Genomic DNA, 21,629 nt, shown 5'->3' with positions numbered 1-21,629 from the left:
CGGCAGGCAGAGGGTCCAGGCAGAGGCTTCAGCGTCCAAGCAGAGGGTCCAGGACTCCGAGGCTCTGAAGGTTACGGCACGGGGTAGGCCTGCCCGGCCCGGACCAGGTAGAGCCACCGCTCTTTGACGGGCTCGCCCGTCACCCGCTCCCAGGCCGTGGCGTAGAGCCGGAGCTGGGGCCCGTACCGGGCCACGAGCGGGCCGGCCTTCCCGGCGGGCAACCGGTCCGTCTTGAAGTCCACCAGGACCCAGCCGTCCCCTTCCCGGAAGAGCAGGTCCGCCTGGCCGTGGATCACCGCGGGGGTGTCGGGGGCGGTCTCCGGTGGGAGCCACGGAGTCCCGTCCCCGCCCGCCCCCGGCCATCCCAGGCCGATGACCCCGCCGGTCACCGCGGCCAGCTCCCCCGCCGGCACCGCCAAGGCCAAGGGAACCTCCACCTCCACCCGCTGGGCCTGGGCCACCCGCCGTCCCAGCGCTGAGGCGAGGAAGGGCTGGACCCATCCCACCAGCACCGCGGCCGGGTCGGGCCCTTCCTCCTGAGCGAGGCCCGCCTCCTGGGCCACGTACCGGGCCAGGGCCTCTTCTGGGAGCCCGTCCATCCCCCGGCCGGGGCTCGTTCCCTCCTGGGGGGCCGCCCGCCACGGAGCCAGCCGGCCCTCCCGGATCAGAAGCTCCACCAGCCGGTGGAAGGCCCGCCCCCACCGGCGGCCCCCCGGTTCGGCCTCTTCCTGCGCGGCGGCCACCTCCTCCAGGCCTGGCGGCACCGCCTCCCCGTCCCAGGCCGCCAACCCCTCCGCGGCCGGGCCCCGCCCCTCCAGATCGCTGGCCGCCAGGTGGATGGTGGTGGGGATCCGGGCCCGGGCCAGGGCCTCCTGGGTTGCCTCGCAGGCCGCCGCGATCTGGGCCGGCTCCACCCGGACCCGGACCGGGGCCGCCTCGCCCCCTTCCTTCGGGAGGTCGACGGTGGGGGCATGGTCCAAAGCCCCCGCCACCTCCAGGCGGTGCCAGGGGCTCCGCTCCGGGCTGGCCGGGTAGCGGCTGATCACCAGGAGCTCCCGGGCCCGGGTGGCCGCCACGTAGAGGAGGCGGAGGTCTTCGGCCTCCAGGTACCGGGCCTCTCGGGCCGCCGCCGCCTCCCAGTCGGGGGGCAGGGCGAGGAGCTGAGGCCGGCCGAAGGGGCTGGCAGGCGGGCCCCAGACGGGGAAGAACCCCCGGGCAGCCTCCCCTTCCCGGCGGATGTGGAAGGTGGGCGGGTGCTCCCGGGCGCCTGCCGGGTAGGCCAGGATCACCACCGGGGCCTCCAGCCCCTTGGCCCGGTGGAGGTTCATCACCCGCACCGCCTGGGGCCGGCCCGGGAAGAGGCTCCCCGCCTCCAGCTCCTGCTGGCGGACCACCTCCCCCAGCGCCTGCACCAGCCGGGGGAAGGAGCGCCCCCCGCCCAGGGAGCGGGCCACCTCCACCAGCTTGAGGAGGTTCCCCGCCCGGGAGGCGCCGGCCGGAAGGGCGGCCGTCCAGGGGAGGAGCCCCGTCTCCTCCAGGATCCCTTCCAGGGCTGCCTGGGGCGGGAGGGCCTCGGTGAGGCGGAGCCAGTGCTGGAGCTGGGCCAAGGCGGCCCGGCCTGGCTCTGGAAGCTCGTCCAAGCTCCGGTCCAGAAGCAGGGCCCAGCGCCCGCCGACCCGCTCCCCCAGCTCGTACAAGGCCTGGTCGCTCAGGCCGAAAAGGGGGCCCCGGAGGACGGCCAGGAGCTGGACGGGGTCGGCCGGGTCCGCCAGGGCCTCCAGCAGGTCCAGGAAGGCGGCCACCTCCCAGGCTCCCGCGTAGCCCTTGGCCCCCGTGACCTCCGCCGGAATCCCCCGGGCTTCCAAGGCCTCCGCGTAAGCCAGGAGCTTGGCCCGGTCCCAGTGGAGCAGGAGAAAGTCGCCCGGCCGGGGCCGGCCGTCCAACCCCCGGGCCCGCTCCTCCGGGGTCCGCTCCAGCTCCAGCCCCCCCTGGCAGGCCCAGGCGATCCAGGCGGCCACCCGGGCGCTGTCCTCCTCGGCGATGCCGTCCTGGGTATGGCGGAAGACAGGCGGCACCTCCAGCACCCGGACGGGGGCCCGCTCCCGGCCCGGCCGGACGGCGACCAAGGGCGCGTACCCAGGCTGGACCCCGTCCCCCCGCTCGGGGAAGGACCGGCGGAAGGTCTCATTCACCCACTCGATCAGGGGCTGGACCGAGCGGAAGTTGGCCGTGAGTTGGAGCACCTCCCCGCCCCCGCGCACCAGAAGCTCCTTCACCTGTTGGTAGACGTCGATGTCCGCCCGCCGGAAGCGGTAGATGGACTGCTTCGGGTCTCCCACGAGGAAGAGGGAACCCGGCCGGGGAGTGAGCTGCCGCCAGTCCCGCTCCTCCACGGGCTCGCCCGTCAAGAGGAAGAGGACTTCGGCCTGGACCGGATCGGTGTCCTGAAACTCGTCCACCAAGAGGTGGGTGTAGCGGGCCCCCAGGCTCCGGCGGACCTCGGGCTGGTCCCGGAGGAGCTGGGCCGTCTTGAGGAGGAGGTCCTGGAAGGAGACCTGGCCCGCCTCGTGGCGCTGCCAGGCCGCCCGGGCGATGGCGGGCCGGACGAAGTCGATCAGGGGACGGTGGAGGAACTCCCGCCAGGCGTGCAGGGCGGGCCCGGCCACAGTCTGGGCGAAGGCCTGGAAGGCGGCCAGGGCCGCCTCCGCGGTGTCGGGGTCGGGCCAGCGGTTCTTGGTGACGGACGGCCGGGCCTCGAAGTGGGTAAGCACCTGGATGAGGGCGGCGTCGTCATCCTCCGGGAGGAGCTGGACCTCCTGCCTCAGGCGCCGGAGGCGGGTCTGGAGGGGGTCCCAGCCCTTGGGCGGTTCCGTCGCCGGAAGGAGCCGCTCCATCTCCGCCACAAACCGGGCGAGGGCCTCCCGGACGGGGGCCAGCTCGGGCCGGGGCCGGTCCGCGGTCACCGGCTCCACGTCCGCGTACCGGTGCAGGGTGGTGAAGAGGCCGTAGAGCTCTTGGGGCTCCACCCCCAGAGCCCGCAAGGCCTCCAGGCGCTGGGGCGCCTCCTGGCGGACCTCTTCCAGGTAGGCCTCCCACGCGGCCCGGAGCCCCCGCTCCTCCTCGTCCTCCGTCAGCTCTTCAAAGGCCGGGTCGAGGCCCGCCTCCACCGGCCGCTCCCGCAGGAGCCGGGCGCAGAAGGCATGGATGGTGCCAAGGAAGGCCTGGTCCAAGGCGGCCACGCCCGCCTGGAGCCGGGCCCGCCGCACAGGGTCGGTCTCGGCGGCGGCCGCCGCCTCCAGGCGGATCTGGAACCGCTCCCGGAGCTCCGCGGCCGCCTTGCGGGTGAAGGTGATGGCCGCCATCTGGGAGGGGTGGGCCCGGCCCGACGCGATGAGGCTGACCATCCGGGAGACCAGGCTGTGGGTCTTGCCCGAGCCCGCCCCCGCCTCGACCAGAAAACAGGTCTCCAGGTCCTCCACGATCCGGGTCCGGGCCGCCTGGTCGGGGAGCGGGGGTGGGAGAGCCCCAGGGTCCGTCCCCTGGGGCGAGGGCTTGTCCTCGGGACGGCCGGGCCTGAGCCCGCCGGCCGCTTGATCAGTCATGGGCCCGCACCTCCCGCCAGAACCGGAGCCGCGTCTCGCCGGCTTCGATCTTCTCCCTCACCTGCCGGACCGCGGCGGGGCCGCCGCACGCCCGGCGGTAGTCGCAGAAGTCGCAGCCGTCCTGGGCGTCGGGCGCCGGCGCGAAGCAGCCGGAGGCGGCGACGTCCAGAAGGATCTGGAGCAGCTCCTGGGCCTCCCGGCGCTTGCCCGGATCTTGGGGCCTGTCCGCGCGGTGGCCGCGCCCCCGCCGGGTGGTGAGCCAGTACCCCGACCGGGCCACCCGGGGCGTCTCGTCCAGCCCCTCCCGCCGGAGGAGGGCCTCGGCCGCCCAGCTGTAAAGGACGTGCTGGAGCTGGCGCCCCCCGTCCAGGTAGATCCGCTCGCTCTCGTACCGGCGGGCCGAACCCGTCTTGTAATCCCAGACCCCGTAGGTGCCGTCGGGCAGCCGGTCGACCCGGTCGATGCGGCCCAGGAGGCGGAGCCGCTGGGCCGCGCCTCCCTCCCCGCCCAGCTCGATGACCACCGGCGGCTCCCCCTGCATGCCGAAGGCTCGCTCCAGGAGGACGGGCACGCCCCCGTCATCCCGCCGGGCCTCCAGTTCCAGGAAGAAGAGGGCCTCCGCCACCAGCTCCTGTCGCTCCCGCTCGAAGACGCCCTCGCTGGGCGGCGGGAGGGCCTCCCGCTGCCTTGCCACCGCCTCCTGGGCGATGGCCTCCATCCGGGCCCAGTCCTCAGGGCCCAGGGGGTCAGCCGCCCGGCCTGCCTGGAGCCGCTCCTCCCAGAAGCGGCGGTAGCACTCGTGGAGGAGCTTGCCCCGGGCCAGGGGGTCCAGCCACCGGTCAGGGTCCAGTTCGGGCCGCTCCGGGGGCGCAACCTTCAAGACATAGCGGAAGAAGTACTGCAAGGGACAGGTGGCCAGGCTCTCCAACCGGCCCGCCGAGACGGCCTCGCCCCCGGTCCGAGGATCAAGGGACCCGGCCGGGGTGACGAGCCCGTCGTACGCGGTGAGGACCGGGCTTGCCCGGGCTTCCCTGGCCCGCTGGCCCGCGGCCAGGAAGGGGAAGGCCTGCTGAAGCCCCTCCCCTTCAGGACGGGCCAGCCGTTCCCCGCCGGGCGGGCCCACCCGCAGCGCGTCCAGCCAGGCTTCGCCCCCGTCCAGGGGGAGCGCCCCGCCCGGCGCCGGCACCCGCCCGGCGGGGGCCCCCAGGGCCTCCCGGAGGGCGGTGTAATCGGCCTGGGGCGCGCCCGTCGCCTGGCGGAAGAGGTCCAGGAGGGCCGGGGAGGGGGCCACCTCCTGCCCTTCCACCGGATCCCAGGCGGCAAAGCTGCAGGTGAGGGTGCCTCCCGCCCGGGCGACCAGGGCCTCCAGGCTCCGGCGCCGCCACTGCTGGCGGCTGGCGGACGAGGGAAGCTCGCCGGGGAGCCGGGCCCGGTCCCCGTCGAGGAGGAGGGGGTCCGCCCCGCCTTTCCCGGGAAATCGGCCCTCGTCCAAGCCGACCACAAACAGGTAGGGGCGGCCGGCATACCCCCCGTGCTCCAGGCTGGCCAGGTGGAGGGCGCCTGGCTGGGGCTCGCCCTGGCCTACCGGCACCTCGGCCAGCCACCGGCGGAGGCGGAGGGCCAGCCGGGGCAGGGGTTCACCTTCGGGAGCTTCTAGCCAGGCGCCCGCCGCCTCAACCAGGGCGGCCGGGGCCAAGGGGAGGCCGGCCGCGCTCGCCACCCGGCCCGCTAGCCCCTCCAGCGCCGCCAGGGTCTGGAGGAGGGCGTCCCAGCCGCCCCGGTCCAAGGGGGTGGTGGTGACGGTGAAGCGGTGCACCACCTGGCCCAGGGCGGTGACCAGCTGGGGCAAGGGGACCCCGTCCGAGCGCTCCGGATCGGGCGTAAGGCGGAGGAGCTCCTGCAGGAAGCGGGCCAGCGCCACCCGGGCCTCAGCGGCCGGGTCCCGCCGCCCATCGGCAGAGGCGGCCAGGGTCTGCTCCACCCAGGCCCGGTACCGGGCCCACCCCCACCCGATGGGGCTCTCTAAGAGGGTCTGGGCCAAGCGGCGGCCCCAGCCGCGCGCCGCCCCGGCCCCGCCCTCGCCGCCTTCCCCCTTGCCCCCTTCCCCGCCTCCCTCCCTCCGGGGCGGCACCAGGTCCCCACCGGCCAGGGCGCCGGCCAGGACCGCCGCCGGGAACCCCCGGGCCACCCACTCCAGGTAGGCCAGCGCGCCCCGGCCGGGCCCGCTCTCCGCCAGGGGGAGCCCCTCGGAGAAGGTGACGGGAATGCCCAGGCGGGCGGCCAGGGCGTGGAGGATGGGCCCGTAGGTGGCCAGGTCGGTGGCCACCACCTCCACCCGGTCCCAGGGGAGGCCCTGGGCCATCGCCCGCCGGAGCACCTCCCGGAGCTCCGCCTCGGGCGAGGTGGCGTGGAAGAAGTGGATCCTTTGGGGTGGCCCCCATCCGGGCTGGAAGGGGATGAGCCGGCCCTGGGTCAGGTGCTGGACCAAGACCTGCTCCAAGCCTTGGAAGAGGGTTTCCACCGGAACCAGGTAGCGGGTTCCCGTCCTTTCGGGGGGCTGCTCCCGCAGCCGCTCGATGGCCAGGCGGAGGAGGCCCGCCCGGTCCACCAAGCCCAAGCTGTCGAGGGTCGCCTCGTAGGCGGCGAGGAGCTCTCGCAGGGCCTCGCCCTTGGCCGGGGGCGTGAAAGCGTGTGGGTCGAGGGAGGCCGCCTCCAACCCGTGCTGGCGGAGCTCCATCAGGCTGCGGTGGACCGCGGCCACCAAGCCGTCGGAGGGGGCGGGGCGATTGGGGGAGCCGTTCCCCAGGAGCCAGGCCCCGCCCAGACCGGCGCGCAGGAGGCGGTCCACCAAAAAGAGGGTCTGGGCCCCGCTGGCGGGCACCAGGCCCCGGGCGGCCAGGAACGGAACGGCCAGGTCCAGGGCTAGGTCCAGGGGCGTGGCCACCCGGACGTTGGCCCAGGAAAGCCCCTCCTGGGCGAGACGGGCCAGCAACTGGTCGCCCACGGGCCGGCTCCGGACCAGAAGAACCAAGGGCTCCCCCGGGTGCTCCCGGAGGATGGTCGCCAACGTGGGGATGGTGGCCATCCGGGGACCCCACCTCCCGGCCCCGCCCAAAGAAGGACGCCGGGCCTGTCGTTCGCCGCGATTATATCATGAGCGCCAGACCCTGCCTGTCGGGCCAGCAGGCGGCGGGCTTGGGGAGGCGTTCCAGGACTGGCGGGGGCTGGGCGGATAGGGGGCGGGCTCCCCGCCCACAGCTAGCGGGAGAGGAGGTGACGGTGGTGCAGGCCAAGCCCCCCTGGCGCCCAAGGCGGGGAGAGCCGGAGCCTCTGCTCCCGGTGGAGCCGGAGGTGGCCAGCTTCGACGTCCTGGAAGCCTTGGGCTCACCCGAAGCCGAGGTGGGCTCCGGAGTCCCTCAGAGGTCCTGGAAGGCACAGGGTCCGCAGGGGCCCGGCCAGCCTGGGAGCGGAGGTCGCCGGGCCCGACCCTCCTGAACCCGGGCAGGGGCGGTCCGGCACCGCGACCGCCCCGGGATCTCTGCCGAGGGCGAGGAGCGAAGACGAATGAAGGGCCCGGTGCCCCTGACGGGTCCCGATTCAAATGGGCGTCTCGGGGGTGTAGCTTTCCAGGCGGGCCTTCACCTGCTGGAGGAAGCGGCCCGCGTACAGCCCGTCGACCACCCGGTGGTCCAGGGAGAGGCAGAGGTTGACCATGGACCGGATGGCGATGGCGTTCCCTTCCACCACCACAGGGCGCTTGACGATGGCCTCCAGGGTGAGCATCCCCGCCTGAGGCGGGAAGATGATGGGCTGGGAGAGGATGGAGCCGAAGGCCCCTGTGTTGTTGACGGTGAAGGTGGCCCCCTCCACCTCGGGCACGGTCAGCTGGCCGCTCCGGGCCCGTTCCACCAGGCGGCGCAGGGTGCGGGCCAGGCCGGCCACGCTCTGCTGGTCCGCATCCCGGATGACGGGGACGATGACGCTCTCCTCCAGGGCCACCGGCACGCCGATGTGGATCTGCCGGTGGACGAGGATCTCCTCCCCCTGCCAGGAAGCGTTCAGGAGGGGGAACTTCCGGAGGGCCCGGGCGGCCGCCTCGATGACGAAGGGCAGGTAGGTCAGGGGGACGCCTTCCCGCTCCCGGAAGCGCGCGCCTTCCGCCTCCACCAGGCGGACCAGCCCCGTCACGTCCACCTCCACCATGGTCCAGGCGTGGGGGATCTCCTGGCGGCTCTGGACCATCCGCTGGGCGATGAGCTTCCGGACGGGCGAAGGCTTCAGCCGGTCCACCCGAACCGCGGCCTCCTCGTCCTCGGAGCCCGCAGGCGTCCCGGCGCGGGCTCCCGGGGCGACGGAGACCTCGAAAGCCTGGGGCTCGGCCGGTTCTGGCGGCCCGGCCCGTTCCGTCAGGGCTGCCGGTTCGGGAGCGGCGGCCTCCGGAAGGACCGCCCGCGCGGGGCGCGCTGCTGGCTCGGGGCTGGCTTCGGGCGCGGTCTGCCGCTCCAGGTAGGCGATCACATCCTCCCGGGTCACCCGGCCGCCCCGCCCCGTCCCCGGCACCTGCCGCAGGTCGATGCCGAACTCCGCGGCCAGACGGCGGACCACGGGGGAGTAGCGTCCCCGGGGCCAGCCGTCGGGGCCCGCCTCACCACCAGCCGCTCCGCCGCCGGCCGCCTCATCCTCAGCCGGCAGGGGGGTTGGGCGGGCTTCCGCCTCCGCCCCACTCGCCACCCCCGGCTCGCCCACCCCCGGGGCGCTGCCGGGAGCTTCCCCGGGGGCCCGCAGGCGCGCCAGGATGGTGCCCACCGGCACCGTCTCCCCTTCCGGGACGAGGATCGCCTCGAGGATGCCCGCCGCCGGCGAGGGCACTTCGGTGTTCACCTTGTCGGTGACCACCTCCAAGAGGGGCTCATACCGCTCGACGGCCTCGCCCACCTGCTTCAGCCAGCGGGCGACGGTCCCCTCGACGATGCTCTCTCCCAGCTTCGGCATGGTGATCTCGACGGGCACCAGCGCTCCCCCCAGGTTCACGGTCTTCCTCCGGTCTCGTCCCGGAGGGCCTAGAAACGGACCAGCTCCCGGATCTGGTCGGCGATGGTGTAGGGGTTGGGCAAGAAGGCTGCCTCCTGGACGGGATTGAAAGGCATGGCCGGCGCATCGGGACCGGTGTGGCGCCTGATGGGCGCGTCCAGGTAGAAGAGGGCCTCCTCCGCCAGGATGGCGGCCACCTCCGCGCCCACGCCCCCCGTCCGGTTGTCCTCGTGCACGATCAAGACCCGCCCCGTCTTCTGGGCGGAGGCGATCAGGGTCTCCCGGTCCAGGGGCAGGATGGTCCGAAGGTCGATCACCTCCGCCTCGATCCCCTCCTCCCGGCTCAGCCGTTCGGCCGCCTCCAGGGCGTGGTGGACCATCAACCCGTAGGCGATCACGGTGCAATGGCGGCCCTCCCGCCGGATCGCCGCGGGACCGATGGGAACCGAGTAGGGCTCTTCGGGCACCTCCCCCTTCACCAGCCGGTAGGCGCGCTTGTGCTCGAAGAAGAGGACGGGATCCTCCTGCTCCATGGCCGCCCGCAACAGGCCCCGGGCGTCGTAGGGGGTGGAGGGGATGACGATCTTCAGCCCCGGCACGTGGTAGAAGAGGCCTTCGACGCTTTGGGAGTGGTAGAGGGCCCCGTGGACGCCGCCGCCGAAGGGGGCCCGGATCACCACCGGGCAGGTGTAGTCGCCGTTGGTCCGGTAGCGGATGCGGGCCGCCTCGTTGATGATCTGGTTCATGGCCGGGTGGATGTAGTCGGCGAACTGGATCTCGGCCAGGGGCCGCCAGCCGGCGACGGCGGCGCCGATGGCCACGCCGACGATGGAAGATTCGGCCAGGGGCATGTCGATCACCCGCTCGGGCCCGAACCGCTCCAAGAGGCCCCGGGTGGCGCCGAAAACCCCGCCCCGCACCCCCACATCCTCCCCCAAGACAAGGGTCCGGGGGTTCAGCTCCATCTCCTGGGTGAGCCCGTGGCGGATGGCCTCGATCAGGGTCATGACGGGCATGGTCATCCTCCCTCCCGTGCAGGACGCGGGGTCAGGGGCCGGTGACGTGGTCCAGCAGGTGCTCGGCCCGGGGGTAGGGGGCGGCCTGCGCGTGCTCCGTCGCGTCGTCCACCTGCTGGCGGACCTGTTCTTCCAAGGCCTGGAGATCGGCGTCGTCGGCCAAGCCGTGCTCCTTCAGGTAGGCGGCCAGCCGGGGGAGGGGATCCCGCTGCCGCCAGGCCTCCACCTCTTCCCGGGGGCGGTACGTGGAGTCGTCGTCGTCGCTGGAGTGGGCGAGGAGCCGGTAGGTCTTGGCCTCGATGAGGCTAGGGCCCTCGCCGGCCCGAGCCCGCTCCACCGCCTCCCGCACCACCCGGTAGACTTCGAAGGGGTCGTTGCCGTCGACAGTGACGCCGGGGATGCCGTAACCCAAGGCCCGGTCGGCCACGTCGGGAACGGAAAGCTCCTTCTCCGCCGGGACGGAGATGGCGTAGCCGTTGTTCTCGCAGAAAAAGATGACGGGCAGCCGGTGGATGGCGGCAAAGTTGACCCCCTCGTGGAAGTCGCCCTGGGCCGTGGCGCCCTCGCCGAAGGTGACCAGGGTGACCGCCCCGGTGCCCTCCAGCTTGCTGGCCAGGGCCGTTCCCGCCGCCTGGGGGATCTGGGTCCCCACCACGCTGGACTGGGGGGCGATGCGGAGGCGGCGGCTGGAGAAGTGGTTGGGCATCTGCCGGCCGCCGCTGGAGGGGTCGGCCGCCTTGCCCAGGAGCTGGAGCATCAGATCCCGGGGCGTGAGCCCCCAGACCAGCACCAGGGCCACGTCCCGGTAGTAGGGGTAGATCCAGTCCCGCTCCCGGTCCAGGGCCCAGGCGGCGCCCACCTGAGCGGCCTCATGGCCCTGGCCTGAGATGGCGAAAGGGGCCTGTCCGGTCCGGTTCAGGATCCACATCCGTTCGTCCAGGCGCCGGGCGAGGAGCATCACCTCGTACATGCGCCGGACATCCTCGTCGGTCAGGCCCAGCTCCCGGTGGCGGCCGTGCTGGTACCGTTCGAGCAGATCGACCCGATCGCCGGTCGCCATGCTCTCCCTCCTCCGCAGGCTTGGGCGCGCCAGAACCTGACCCGCCGGCCGCGCCGACGGGCCAGGGGCGGCCATTCCGGACAGACCTCCCTCAGATTCGTGGCAAGAGTACCTATTCTCCGAAGAGCCATGCGATCCTGCCCGGCGGGCTTCGTGCTCGTTACGTTCCGGGCCGTGCCCTTGGACTCCTGCCTGTCCGCGAAGGGGAGGGTGCACCTACGCTGCCCGGGTGGGACGGGCATAGGCTGCAGCGGAGGTGAACGGCATGTCGCGTCGACGGCACTATGACGGAGACGGCGGGGGCCTCGGGATTTTCGGGGGCCAGGACGGCAACGGCGGCCGGTGCGCCTGCCTGGTGATCTTCCTGGTATTGCTCCTGCTCTTCCTGAACGACTGAACCCGGCCCCCACCTCGCTGGGGCGCCGCCCGAGAAGACCCGGGAGCCCAGCGCAGCTGGGCTCCCGTCAGCCCTGAGCGGGCACCTGAACCTGGTAGACGCAGAAGTCAACCCGCTTGAGGCCGAACCGGGCGGGATCGGAGATGTACTCGGTCCCCCCCAGGACCAAGTAGCCCCCGGGCTGCAGGGCCTGGACCAGCCGGCCCGTCACCTCCGCCTGGGTCGATTGGGCCAGGTAGATGAAGAGATTCCGGCAGAGGATGAGGTCCATCGGGGACGGGTAGGGATCGGCCAAGAGGTCCAGCCGCTCAAAGCGGACCCGCCGCCGCAGGTCGGGATCGATGACGAAGGTGGTCCCGTCGGCCCGGAAGTACCGCTGCTGCCTCAGCCGGCTGAGGCCTGTCAGCTGGGCTTCGGTGTACCTTCCCGAGCGGCCTTGCTCCAGGGCGGCCTGGTCGATGTCGGTGGCCAGGATCTCGGCCCGCTCCAGGGCCCCCTTCTCGGCCAGGAGCATGGCGATGGAGTACGCTTCGGCCCCGATGGACGAGGCGGCACTCCAGATCCGGACCGGACCCGGCCGGCGCAGGAGGTCGGGCAGCACCACCCGCTCCAAGGTGGCGAAGACGGTGGGATCCCGGAAGAACGAGGTGGTGTTGATGCCCAGGTAGTCGATGAAGGCCTGCCGGGCCTCGGGCTCCTGCCGGAGCCGGCGGAGGAGGGTGAAGTAGTTCAGCTCGCCGTGGCGCTCCATCCACTGCTCCACCCGCCGCCGGAGCTGGGTTCCCTTGTAGGCGGCCAGGTTGAGGCCGATCTCTTGGTGGAACCGGCGCAAGAAAGCAGCCCACGCGAGATCGATCCCCGGCTGGTGCTCCCCGCCCGAACCCAGCTGCCACCCGCCACCGGCCACCGTCGCCACCCCCATCCCCCCGTCCACGGCTTCACCCTCTGTTATCGACCCCCCGGCCCGATCCGTGAGGCCCCCGGGGCGCGCCTCACCGCACCAGCCAGCCCACCAGGGCCGCCGCGGGCGCGGTGATGAGCCAGGCAGCCACCACCCGGCCCAGTTGCCGGCGGTTGACGGGCCGCCCCCGGGCCCAGAGGACACCGGCCAGCGCCCCCACCATGGCGTGGGTGGTGGAGACGGGGTAGCCCAAGAGGGTCGCCCCCGCGAGGGCCAGGCTGACGGAGCCCTGGGCCGCCAGGGCTTCCGGGATCCCCAGAGGACCCAGGCCCCGGGCCATGGTGGTCAAGACCCGGCCCGAGGCCACGACGGCACCCAGGGCCAAGCAGGCCGCGCCCAGGCCGATGGCCGCCCGGGGGTCGGCCCCGCCCACCTGGGCCACCAGCCCCACCGCGTTGGCCACGTCGTTGGCCCCCCACCAGAAGGCGAGCCAGAGGGAGATGGCCGTGGCCAGGGGCTGGGCCCCGGGCCGGAGGCGGCGGGCGATAGGCGCCCGGCCCAGCAGCACCGCCAGTCCCCCGGCCACCCCGGCGCCCAGGGGCACCCAGAGCCAGGACCCCAGAATCGCCCCCAAGAGGCTCAGATCGACGGGAACCCGGCCGTCCCGGAAGGCCGCCCCCGCCAGCGCGCCCACCAGGGCGTGGGAGGTGGAGACGGGCAGGCCCGCGGCGGTGGCACCCAGCACCCAGAGACTGGCCGCCGCCAGCGCGGCCAGGGCCAAGGGGAGGGCCGCCTCGGGGGCCAGCTGGGCCAGGGGGACCAGCTCCTGGGTGAGGGTGTCGGCCACCCGCCGGCCGGCGAGCCAGGCGCCCAGCCCCCCGGCCCCGGCGGCCAGGAGCTGGGCCCGCCGGGCGGGGAGGAGCCCGGCCCCCACCGCCGCCGCGGTGGGGTTGGCTCCGTCGTTGGCCCCCAAGGCAAAGGCCCCCAGGGCTGCGAGGATCCAGAGGGCCACCAGCACCGCCATCCCCCCTCGGCGCCCGGGAGGAGCCGGCCCAGCTCAGGGCGAATCTTTCTGAATCGCCGGGCAAAACGGTCTTCTTCGCGAGGCTCGCCGGCCCGGTCGCTCGCCAAGACCTATGGCCGGGAGGGGACGCTCATGACGGCGGCGGTGGTGGTGGCAACGGCCCGTACCCCCTTTGGGCGCTTCGGAGGCGCTTTGCAGCCCTGGACGGCGGTGGAGCTGGGGGCCCACGTGGTCCGGGCCGCGGTGGAGCGGGCGGGGATCGGGTCCGAGGCGGTGGACCAGGTCCTCTTAGGCATGGTCCTCCAGGCCGGGGCCGGGCAGGCGCCCGCCCGGCAGGCCAGCCTCTTGGCGGGCCTCCCCCGGGAGGTGCCGGCGGAGACGGTGAACAAGGTCTGCGCGTCGGGCCTGCGGGCGGTCAACTGGGCGGAGCTCCTCATTCGGACGGGCGAGGCGGCCACGGTGGTGGCCGGGGGCATGGAGAGCATGTCCCGGGCGCCCTACCTCCTGCCCCGGGTTCGGTGGGGCCTCCGCATGGGTCACGGGGAGCTGGTGGACGGGGCCATCCACGACGGCCTTTGGTGCCGCTTCGGTCAGTGCCACATGGGCGTCTACGGCGTGGAGGGCGCGGCAGAGCTGGGGATCAGCCGGGCCGAGCAGGACGCTTGGGCGCTGCGGAGCCACCAGCGGGCGGTGGCCGCCCAGGACGAAGGCCGCTTCGCCGCGGAGCTCGCCCCCCTCACCCTTCCCAGCGCCAGCCCCGGCGAGGAGCCGGTGGTGGTCGACCGGGACGAGCCGCCCCGGCGGGACGCCTCCTTGGAGCGGCTGGCCGCGCTCCCGCCCGTCTTCCGCCCCGACGGCACCATCACCGCCGGCAACGCGCCGGGGCTGAACGACGGCGCAGCGGCCCTGGTGGTCATGGCCGAGGCACGGGCCCGAGCCTTGGGGCTGGAACCGCTGGCCCGGATCGTGGCCCACGGGGCCGTCTCCCAGGAGCCGGGGGATCTGCACACCGTCCCCTGGCTCTCGGCCGCCCAGGCCCTAGCCAAGGCGGGGCTCAAGCCGTCGGAGGTCCACCTCTGGGAGGTCAACGAAGCCTTTGCCGCGGTAACCCTGGCCACCATCCGGATGGGCGGGCTGGATCCTGAACGGGTCAACGTGGACGGGGGCGCCATCGCCCTGGGCCACCCCATCGGGGCCAGCGGCGCCCGCATCCTCATCCACCTGATCCACGCCCTCCGGGAGCGGGGCGGTGGGTACGGGGTGGCCACCATCTGCTCCGGCGGCGGCCAGGGGGAGGCGACGGTGATCCGGGTGGACTAGGCCCGCCGCTCCCAGTACCGCTTCCAGCCCAGAACGTTCATCCACCCGTTGACCGTCAGCCGGTACCGCCGAGCCCGGGCCGGCCCCACCGCGGCCTCCAGCTCAGGCTCCACCCGGGCCTGGTACCGGGCGACCAAGGCGTCCAGCTCCAGGCCCGCCTCCAGGCCCTCCTTCACCCACGCCCCCTCGGCCCGCAACCGCTTTCGCAGCTCCTCCAGCCGGGTCGCCGGCTCATCCTGCCAGCCAAAGTGGGTGTAGAGGAGCCGCTGGGGCCCGAGGGCCAGGAGCCGGTCGATGCTGGCCTCCCAGGCTTCCAGGTCCAAGTCGGGCGGGGGTGTGGGCGGGTGGACGTACGCCGTCCCGGGCAGGGCGATGCCCGCCACATCCCCGGCGTAGACCCACCGTCGGCCGGGCTCCCAGTAGGCGTGGTGGTGCTTGGCATGGCCCGGCGTGGCCACCGCCACCAGGCGCCGCCGGCCCAGCACCACCTCCTCGCCGTCCTCCAGGGCCCGGACCGCGTCCCCGGGCAGGGGAGCCACCTCGCCGTAGAGGGTGGCCATCGCCTCGCCGAAGAGGCGGCCCGCGCTCTGGACCAGCCGGGTGGGATCGACCAGGTGAGGAGCCCCCCGGGGGTGGACCAGGAACCGGGCCCGGGGGAGGGACCGGGCGAGCACCCCGGCGCCCCCCGCATGGTCCAGGTGGATGTGGGTCAAGAAGACGTACTCGATGGCCTCAGGCTCCAGGCCCGCGGCCCGGATACCACTGAGGAGCCGGGGCAGGTTGGGGGTGGGCCCCACATCGACCAGGGCCGGGTGCTCATCGACCAGGAGGTAGACCCCCACCCCTTCGGGCTGGCCCTGGTAGGCCAGGTCGATGAGGAAGGTCTCCCCATCCACGGGCTGCACCAGCCTCGCCTCTTCCGCCATGCGGCATCCTCCTCCCTGCCCCCAACCCCGCCCGCCTCCAGGCCCCGCCCGGTCCCTTGTCTTCCCTTCCCGGGGGGGATAGACTCTCCCCGGAGGTGGAACGCCCCGTGTCTTTGCTCTTCTCACCCTATCCCATCCGTTCCCTCACCCTGCGGAACCGGATCGTCATGTCGCCCATGTGCATGTACTCGGCCACGGAAGATGGGGTGGCCACCGACTGGCATTTGGTCCACTACGGCGCCCGGGCCGCGGGCGGCGTGGGGTTGATCCTCCTGGAGGCGACGGCCGTAGAACCCCGGGGCCGGATCAGCACCCGGGACCTGGGCCTCTGGGATCCCGCCCAACTGCCCGCTCTGGAGCGGATCGTCCGCTTCGTCCACGAGCAGGGCGCCGCCTGCGGCGTGCAGCTGGCCCACGCCGGCCGGAAGGCCTTCTCGGCCCAGAAGGGCCACGGGCCCCAGGAGCCCGTCGCCCCCAGCTCCCTCCCCTTCGCCCCCGACTGGCGAGCGCCCGCCGCGCTCGACGAGGAGGGGCTGGAGCAGGTGGCCCAGGCCTTCGTCCAGGCGGCCCGCTGGGCCCATGAGGTGGGCTTTGACGTCATCGAACTCCACATGGCCCACGGGTACCTGCTCCACGAGTTCCTCTCGCCGCTGGCCAACCACCGGACCGACCGCTGGGGCGGCTCCCTGGAGGGGCGGATGGCCTTCCCCCTGGAGGTGGCCCGCCGGGTGCGGGCCGTCTGGCCTGCGGAGAAGCCCCTTTTTGCCCGAATCTCCACCACCGACTACGCGCCCGGCGGCTTCGACCCCGATCAAGCGGTGGAGGTGGCCCGGCAGCTGGCGGAGGCCGGGGTGGACCTGGTGGACTGCTCCAGCGGCGGCCTGGTGCCGGTGGCGCCTCCCACCTACCCGGGCTACCAGCTCGGGCCCGCGGAGCGGATCCGCCGGGAGGCAGGGGTGCCGGTGGGCGCCGTGGGGCTCATCACCACCCCAGAGATGGCGGAAGAGGTGCTGCAGAACGGCCGGGCCGATTTGATCTTCCTGGGGCGGGAACTCCTCCGCCACCCCCACTGGCCCTTGGATGCGGCCCGGGCTCTGGGCGCCCAGGCTCCCTGGCCCCACCAGTACCACCGGGCCAAGCGCCCGGGGGATCAATGAAGGGTGGTCCGGGCACCAGCCGCGGGCGCCGGCGGCCGATGGGCCGGCGGCCAGGGTTGAAGGTGTGGCCTCAGGAGGGCTGGCCCGCCTGGGCCAGCTCCTCCTCCAACGTGTGAAGCTCCCGGGTGGCCCGGCGGAGCTCCTCCCGGGCCAGGGCCAGATACCGCTCCAGCTCCGCCCTCCGGGCCGGGTCCCCCTCCTCCAAGAGGACGGTGCACTCGTGGTAGATGTTGAGGGCCTGGTCGATCTGCTTGCGGAGCATCTCGGCCCGCAGCTCCTTCTTCTCCTCGGGCGTGATGCCTTCGGCCGCGATCTCCTCGAAGCTCTCCACCACGAGTTCCTGGTAGGTTTCGTTCTCCTCCAGACCCCCACCCTGGACCCGAACGCAGATGGGATCCTTCCCCAAGGCGACAGCCGAGGCGAGGCTCATGGGGTCACCCAGCTCCAAGCCCCGGGCCCGAACCCGCAACGGCCCGGCGGGCCAGAGCTGGGCCCGGCCGATGGCCAGCTCGATGGCCAACGGGGCCCCCTCGGTCCTCCGGACAAAGTGGACCCGGTCCACCACCCCAGCCAGGAGTCCGATGACGAAGGTCGCCAGCGGGTTCGGGTGCAGGTGCATGCCCACCTGGTAGAGCACGTGGAGTTTCTTCTGGTTGAGCTCCTCGTTGACCCCGCTGATGGCCGATTCCCCCTTCGTCGAGACCTTGCGAGGGGTTCTTCGTGGCGGGCCCGTCCCTTCCTGCTCTTCGGAACGGGCCCCCCTTCATCATGACCGGCTCCGGGCGACAAGTAAAGGGTCCCCGGTCCCAGGCGCCTGCCCCCGTCAGCCCACCACCCCTTGGGACCGGAGGTGGGCGATCTCCGCCGGGCTCAGGCCCAGCTCCTGGAGGATGGCCTCGGTGTGCTCCCCCAGGTGGGGCGGCCGGGCGCGGACCGCCGCCGGCGTGGCCGCCAGCTTCACCGCCGGCCCCAGGACGGGAAGCCAGCCCGGCTGGGCGCCCGGCAGGGCGGCGGGGGGCGCGCCGGGGTAGGGCACCTGCTGGAGGAGCCCCCGGGCAAGCACCTGCTCCTCCGCGAGCAAGCTGGCCAGGTCATGGACGGGCCCGCAGGGGATCTGGGCCCGGCGGAGGTGGTCCAGCCAGACCGCGGCCGGGCGGCGGGCGAAGAGCGCCTCCAGCAAGGGGATCAGCTCCTGGCGGTGGGCCACCCGGGAGGTGTTGGTGGCGAAGCGGGCCTCCTGGCCCAGGGCCGTCCCCTCCAGCTCATCCAGGAGGCGGGCCAGCCGCTGCCAGGTGGCGTCGTTCCCCACCGCCACGATGAAGTAGGCCCCATCCAGTCCCCGGAAAGCCTGGTAAGGGACGATGCTGGGATGGCCCGAGCCGTACCGGCCCGGCTCCTCCCCGGTGGCCAGGTAGCCTTGGGCGGCGTAGGTGAGCCAGCTCACCGCGGTGTCCAAAAGGGAGACCTCCACCCGCTGGCCCTGGCCCGTCCGCTCCCGGTGGAAGAGGGCGGCCAGGATCGCCTCCACCGCGTAGAGGCCGGTGCCCAGGTCGATGACGGCCACCCCCACCCGAACCGGCTCCCCCGCAGGGGTGCCCGTGATGGCCATCAGGCCCCCAAAGCCCTGCATCATCACGTCGTAGCCCGGCTCCCGGCGCCGGGGGCCCGTCTGGCCGAAGCCTGAGATGGAGCAGTAGATGAGCCGGGGGTTCTCCCGGGCCAGGGCCTCATAGCTGCAACCCAGCCGTTCCTGGTCGCCCACCCGGAAGTTCTCCACCACCACGTCGGCCTGGCGGGCCAGCCGCCGGAGGAGTTCCTGCCCCCGGGGGTCCTTCAGGTTGAGGGCCAGACTCCGCTTGTTCCGGTTGACGCTGAGAAAGTAGGCGGCCGTCCCCGCGACGAAGGGCGGGCCCCACGCCCGGGTCTCATCTCCGCTGCCCGGCCGCTCCACCTTGATCACGTCCGCCCCCAGATCGGCGAGCAGCATGGTGGCGTAGGGGCCAGCCAGGACCCGGGTGAGGTCCAGCACCCGGATGCCGGCCAAAGGGCCGGGGGGTGCCTGGGGGCTGGCCTCCCACCCCGGGGCAGGGGCGGGGAACCCCGTTGGTCCCTGGGGCTTCCCCCTCGGGCGGTGGAGGGGCCCCTCCAGCGCCTGGTGATGGCCGTTCATCGGGGCCCCGCCTCCTCATCCTCAGGGAAGGGCCAGGGCGGCAGGGCGCAGCGGAGGGGCCGGTCCTCCCGCAGGCCCAGGGCGTACCCGGCCTGGATCAGGAGGTGGATCTCCCGGGTCCCCTCGTAGATCCGCTCCCCCAACACATTCCGGAGGTGGCGCCCCACGGGGAAGGCGTCGGAGAAGCCCGCCGCCCCGTGGATCTCCACCGCGTCCGCGGCCGCCCGGAAGGCGGCCTCGCAGGCGTGGAGCTTGGCCAGGGAGGTCTCCCGGGTGCACCGCCTGCCCTGGTTCTTCAGGCTGGCCGCCCAGGCGTAGAGGAGCCGGCTGGTCTCGTAACCGTCCACCATGCGGGCGATCATCTCCTGGACGAGCTGGTGGTGGGCGATGGGCTTGCCGAAGGCCTGCCGCTCCCGGGCGTAGGCGACGCTCGCGTCCAGGCAGGCCCGGATCATCCCCGTCGCCCCCGCGGCCACGGTGAGGCGGCCGTTGTCCAGGGCGGACATGGCGATCTTGAAGCCCTCCCCCTCCAGCCCCACCAGGTTGGCCGCTGGCACCCGGACCTCCCGCATCCGGATCCCGCCCGTGTTGGCCGCCCGGAGCCCCAGCTTGTCCCGGAGGGTGTAGGTCTCCAGGCCTTCCATCCCCCGCTCCAGGAGGAAGGCGCTGATCGCCCCAGGGTCCCGGCCCGGCTCCCGGCGGGCGAAGACCAGGAAGAGGTCGGCCACATCGGCCAGGGAGATCCAGACCTTCTCCCCGCTCAGCACGAAGGTCTCCCCCTCCTGCCGGTAGCGGCTCTCCAGCGCGGCCACATCCGACCCGGCACCCGGTTCCGTCAGGCCGAAGGCGGCGATCTTCTGGCCCGTGGCTAGGGGCGGGAGGAAGCGCTCCTTCTGCTCGGGGCCGGCCCACTGGAGGAGGGTGAGCCCCACCAGGGCCGTGTGGACCGAGAGGATCTCCCGGAAACTCGAGTCGACGTACTCCAGCTCCTCGCAGGCCAGGGCCAGGCTCAGGTAGTCCAGGCCGCCTCCCTGGTAGCGCCGGGGGAGGCAGAGCCCCAAGAGCCCCAGCTCGCCCAGCCGTCTCACCACCCAGGGGTCGAAGCGCTCCTCCCGGTCCAAGGCTTGGATCCGGGGCAGGAGCTCCTCGCGGGCCACCTCCCGGACAAGCCGCTGGATGGCCCGCTGATCCTCGCTCAGCTCCAGGTTCACCCGCCGCCCTCCTCACCTCCCGCCCGGCCGCGGGAGGGATCATCCACCCCTTCCCTTCCGTGGGCGCTGGCCCGGATCCTGCCAGAAGAGTCACTCTTTTTCATCTATTTTCCCGGCTGGGGGTCCGGGCCCTTCTCCCCGACGGCCCCCCTCGGGTATGATGGGAAGCACAGCCAGAGGAGGGATGGCATGCAGCCCTTCACGTACCGCTCTCCGTTCCCGTCCCGCCGCTCGCCGGTCATGGCCCGTCGGGGCATGGTGGCCACCAGCCACCCCTTGGCCGTGGCCGCGGGCCTGGAGATGCTCCGGGAGGGCGGCAACGCGGTGGACGCGGCCATCGCCGCGGCCGCCGCGCTGGCGGTGGTGGAACCCACTTCCAACGGGCTGGGTTCCGACGCCTTCGCCCTGGTCTGGGATGGAAAGCGCCTCCATGGCCTCAACGCCTCGGGGCGGAGCCCCCGGGCCCTCACCCCCGAGGTGGTCCGCCAGGCCCACGGGGAGACCATGCCCACCGATGGGTGGCTCCCCGTCACCGTGCCGGGCGCCGTCTCCGGGTGGGTGGCCCTCTCGCGGCGCTTCGGACGCCTCGCCTTCCGCCGGCTCCTGGAGCCTGCCATCCACTACGCCGCCGAGGGCCACGGGGTCCCGCCCCTGACCGCGCAGGCCTGGCAGGAGGCGGAGAAGCGCTTCGCCCACCGGGAAGACTTCCGGGCCGCCTTCCTCCCCGGCGGGAGGGCTCCCCAGGCCGGCCAGCTCTTCCGCCTGCCCGACCAGGCCCGCTCTTTGCGGCTCATCGCCGAAAGCGAAGGGGAGGCCTTCTACCGGGGGGAGCTGGCGGAGGCGATGGCCGCCCACGCCGCCCGGGAGGGGGGCCTGCTCACCGTGGAGGACCTGGCCGAGCACGAGCCCGAGTGGGTGGAGCCTCTGAGCGTCAGCCACAAGGGCTTCCGGCTCTGGGAGCTGCCCCCCAACGGCCAGGGGCTGGTCGCGCTGCAGGCCCTGGCCTTGCTCAGCCCCCTGGATCTGGGGCCCGACCTGCTGGACGGGCGGCGGCTTCACTACGTGGTGGAGGCCCTCCGCATCGCCTTTGCCGACGCGTACGCGCACATCTCCGAGCCGGCCAGCTTGCGGGTCCGGCCCGAGCAGCTGGTGGATGACGCCTACCTGGCCGAGCGGCGCCGGCTCCTCACCGAAACCCGGAACCCCGAGGTGGCGGCGGGCCACCCGGCTACCGGGGACACCGTCTACCTCTGCGCGGCCGACGGAGATGGGATGATGGTCTCCTTCATCCAGTCGAACTACATGGGCTTCGGCTCGGGGGTGGTGGTCCCGGGCACGGGGATCGCCCTCCAGAACCGGGGCGCCTGCTTCACCATGGAAGAGGGCCATCCCAACCAGGTGGGCCCCGCCAAGCGGCCCTTCCACACCATCATCCCCGCCTTCCTCACCACCGAGGCGGGCGAGCCCGTCGCCGCCTTCGGCGTCATGGGCGGGGACATGCAGCCCCAAGGCCACCTGCAGGTCCTCCTCAACCTGCTGGACTTCCAGCTGGATCCCCAAGCCGCGCTGGACGCTCCCCGGGTCCACCTCCTCCCCGACGGACGGGTGGCGGTGGAGCCCGGCATCCCCACCGCGGCCCGGGAGGAGCTGGCCCGGCGGGGCCACCCGGTGGTGGAAGACGGCGGTCCCTTCGGCTTCGGCGGCGGCCAGGTCATCTGGCGGGACGGGGAGCAGGGGCTCTACATCGCCGGGTCGGACCCCCGGAAAGACGGCCTGGCCATGGGCTTCTAGCGGGAGCGGCCCGGGCCGCTCCC

15 protein-coding genes are annotated in these 21,629 nt (G+C 73.4%); 4 read left to right on the top strand and 11 right to left on the bottom strand.

Annotation, left to right across the window (positions count from 1 at the left end; all coding sequences use genetic code 11):
• Nucleotides 1–71 precede the first annotated feature (71 nt).
• From FWJ67_RS07420 to FWJ67_RS07400, 5 genes are all read right to left on the bottom strand, one after another.
• The gene (locus tag FWJ67_RS07420) at nt 72–3,602 is read right to left on the bottom strand and encodes a UvrD-helicase domain-containing protein (protein WP_414482669.1); all 3,531 of its coding nucleotides are present in this window, start codon (nt 3,600–3,602) and stop codon (nt 72–74) included.
• The gene (locus FWJ67_RS07415; protein ID WP_414482668.1) at nt 3,595–6,687 is read right to left on the bottom strand and encodes a PD-(D/E)XK nuclease family protein; all 3,093 of its coding nucleotides are present in this window, start codon (nt 6,685–6,687) and stop codon (nt 3,595–3,597) included. Before FWJ67_RS07415 ends, FWJ67_RS07420 begins: the two co-directional genes overlap by 8 nt.
• Nucleotides 6,688–7,199: 512 nt before the next feature.
• Complete coding sequence (locus tag FWJ67_RS07410) at nt 7,200–8,633, bottom strand: dihydrolipoamide acetyltransferase family protein (protein ID WP_414482339.1); 1,434 nt, start codon at nt 8,631–8,633, stop codon at nt 7,200–7,202.
• Between the two features lie 29 nt (nt 8,634–8,662).
• Nucleotides 8,663–9,649 carry an alpha-ketoacid dehydrogenase subunit beta gene (locus FWJ67_RS07405; protein WP_414482340.1) on the bottom strand — a complete coding sequence of 329 codons (987 nt, stop codon included), beginning with the start codon at nt 9,647–9,649 and terminating at the stop codon, nt 8,663–8,665.
• A gap of 31 nt (nt 9,650–9,680) precedes the next feature.
• Nucleotides 9,681–10,709 (bottom strand): thiamine pyrophosphate-dependent dehydrogenase E1 component subunit alpha, encoded by a 1,029-nt coding sequence (locus FWJ67_RS07400; RefSeq protein WP_304172847.1) that lies wholly within the window; start codon nt 10,707–10,709, stop codon nt 9,681–9,683.
• Between the two features lie 265 nt (nt 10,710–10,974).
• Here FWJ67_RS07400 and FWJ67_RS07395 point away from each other — a divergent pair, with 265 nt between their 5' ends.
• Nucleotides 10,975–11,106, top strand: a complete 132-nt coding sequence (locus tag FWJ67_RS07395; RefSeq protein WP_304172845.1) for a hypothetical protein — start codon at nt 10,975–10,977, stop codon at nt 11,104–11,106.
• Between the two features lie 67 nt (nt 11,107–11,173).
• Here the strand turns inward: FWJ67_RS07395 and FWJ67_RS07390 are convergent, their stop codons facing one another.
• Together FWJ67_RS07390 and FWJ67_RS07385 are read right to left on the bottom strand one after the other, a co-directional pair.
• Nucleotides 11,174–12,040 carry a CheR family methyltransferase gene (locus FWJ67_RS07390; protein WP_414482341.1) on the bottom strand — a complete coding sequence of 289 codons (867 nt, stop codon included), beginning with the start codon at nt 12,038–12,040 and terminating at the stop codon, nt 11,174–11,176.
• A gap of 58 nt (nt 12,041–12,098) precedes the next feature.
• A complete protein-coding gene (locus FWJ67_RS07385; RefSeq protein WP_414482342.1) occupies nt 12,099–13,031 on the bottom strand; it encodes an anion permease in 933 nt (310 codons plus the stop codon).
• A gap of 132 nt (nt 13,032–13,163) precedes the next feature.
• Here FWJ67_RS07385 and FWJ67_RS07380 point away from each other — a divergent pair, with 132 nt between their 5' ends.
• Nucleotides 13,164–14,351: an acetyl-CoA C-acetyltransferase gene (locus FWJ67_RS07380; RefSeq protein WP_304171790.1), complete on the top strand. Its 1,188-nt coding sequence runs from the start codon at nt 13,164–13,166 to the stop codon at nt 14,349–14,351.
• Here the strand turns inward: FWJ67_RS07380 and FWJ67_RS07375 are convergent.
• Complete coding sequence (locus FWJ67_RS07375) at nt 14,348–15,277, bottom strand: MBL fold metallo-hydrolase (protein ID WP_304171792.1); 930 nt, start codon at nt 15,275–15,277, stop codon at nt 14,348–14,350. The genes FWJ67_RS07380 and FWJ67_RS07375 overlap by 4 nt on opposite strands.
• A gap of 107 nt (nt 15,278–15,384) precedes the next feature.
• Here FWJ67_RS07375 and namA point away from each other — a divergent pair, with 107 nt between their 5' ends.
• A complete protein-coding gene (namA, locus tag FWJ67_RS07370; RefSeq protein ID WP_304171793.1) occupies nt 15,385–16,434 on the top strand; it encodes an NADPH dehydrogenase NamA in 1,050 nt (349 codons plus the stop codon).
• A 70-nt stretch (nt 16,435–16,504) separates the two neighbouring features.
• Here the strand turns inward: namA and FWJ67_RS07365 are convergent, their stop codons facing one another.
• The 3 genes from FWJ67_RS07365 to FWJ67_RS07355 all read right to left on the bottom strand — a co-directional run bounded on the left by FWJ67_RS07365 (nt 16,505) and on the right by FWJ67_RS07355 (nt 19,815).
• A complete protein-coding gene (locus tag FWJ67_RS07365) occupies nt 16,505–17,071 on the bottom strand; it encodes a hypothetical protein (RefSeq protein WP_414482330.1) in 567 nt (188 codons plus the stop codon).
• Nucleotides 17,072–17,257: 186 nt separating this feature from the next.
• A complete protein-coding gene (locus FWJ67_RS07360) occupies nt 17,258–18,604 on the bottom strand; it encodes a CaiB/BaiF CoA transferase family protein (protein ID WP_304171797.1) in 1,347 nt (448 codons plus the stop codon).
• Nucleotides 18,601–19,815 carry an acyl-CoA dehydrogenase family protein gene (locus tag FWJ67_RS07355; RefSeq protein ID WP_414482331.1) on the bottom strand — a complete coding sequence of 405 codons (1,215 nt, stop codon included), beginning with the start codon at nt 19,813–19,815 and terminating at the stop codon, nt 18,601–18,603. Before FWJ67_RS07355 ends, FWJ67_RS07360 begins: the two co-directional genes overlap by 4 nt.
• 189 nt (nt 19,816–20,004) lie before the next feature.
• On the opposite strand from FWJ67_RS07355, the gene FWJ67_RS07350 reads away from it, so the two are divergent.
• Complete coding sequence (locus FWJ67_RS07350) at nt 20,005–21,606, top strand: gamma-glutamyltransferase family protein (RefSeq protein WP_304171801.1); 1,602 nt, start codon at nt 20,005–20,007, stop codon at nt 21,604–21,606.
• The last annotated feature ends 23 nt before the right edge of the window (nt 21,607–21,629 follow it).

It is taken from the genome of Limnochorda sp., assembly GCF_047459355.1.
Taxonomy (GTDB): domain Bacteria; phylum Bacillota; class Limnochordia; order Limnochordales; family Limnochordaceae; genus Limnochorda.
The sequence above is the reverse complement of the archived record's forward strand: the minus strand, read 5'-3'. Positions and strand labels throughout refer to the sequence as shown.

Coding starts and splice junctions, on each gene's coding strand:
- FWJ67_RS07420 (WP_414482669.1), bottom strand. CDS start 3,602: ATGACTGATCAAGCGGCCGGCGGGCTCAGGCCCGGCCGTCCCGAGGAC.
- FWJ67_RS07415 (WP_414482668.1), bottom strand. CDS start 6,687: ATGGCCACCATCCCCACGTTGGCGACCATCCTCCGGGAGCACCCGGGG.
- FWJ67_RS07405 (WP_414482340.1), bottom strand. CDS start 9,649: ATGCCCGTCATGACCCTGATCGAGGCCATCCGCCACGGGCTCACCCAG.
- FWJ67_RS07400 (WP_304172847.1), bottom strand. CDS start 10,709: ATGGCGACCGGCGATCGGGTCGATCTGCTCGAACGGTACCAGCACGGC.
- FWJ67_RS07395 (WP_304172845.1), top strand. CDS start 10,975: ATGTCGCGTCGACGGCACTATGACGGAGACGGCGGGGGCCTCGGGATT.
- FWJ67_RS07385 (WP_414482342.1), bottom strand. CDS start 13,031: ATGGCGGTGCTGGTGGCCCTCTGGATCCTCGCAGCCCTGGGGGCCTTT.
- FWJ67_RS07380 (WP_304171790.1), top strand. CDS start 13,164: ATGACGGCGGCGGTGGTGGTGGCAACGGCCCGTACCCCCTTTGGGCGC.
- FWJ67_RS07375 (WP_304171792.1), bottom strand. CDS start 15,277: ATGGCGGAAGAGGCGAGGCTGGTGCAGCCCGTGGATGGGGAGACCTTC.
- FWJ67_RS07360 (WP_304171797.1), bottom strand. CDS start 18,604: ATGAACGGCCATCACCAGGCGCTGGAGGGGCCCCTCCACCGCCCGAGG.
- FWJ67_RS07350 (WP_304171801.1), top strand. CDS start 20,005: ATGCAGCCCTTCACGTACCGCTCTCCGTTCCCGTCCCGCCGCTCGCCG.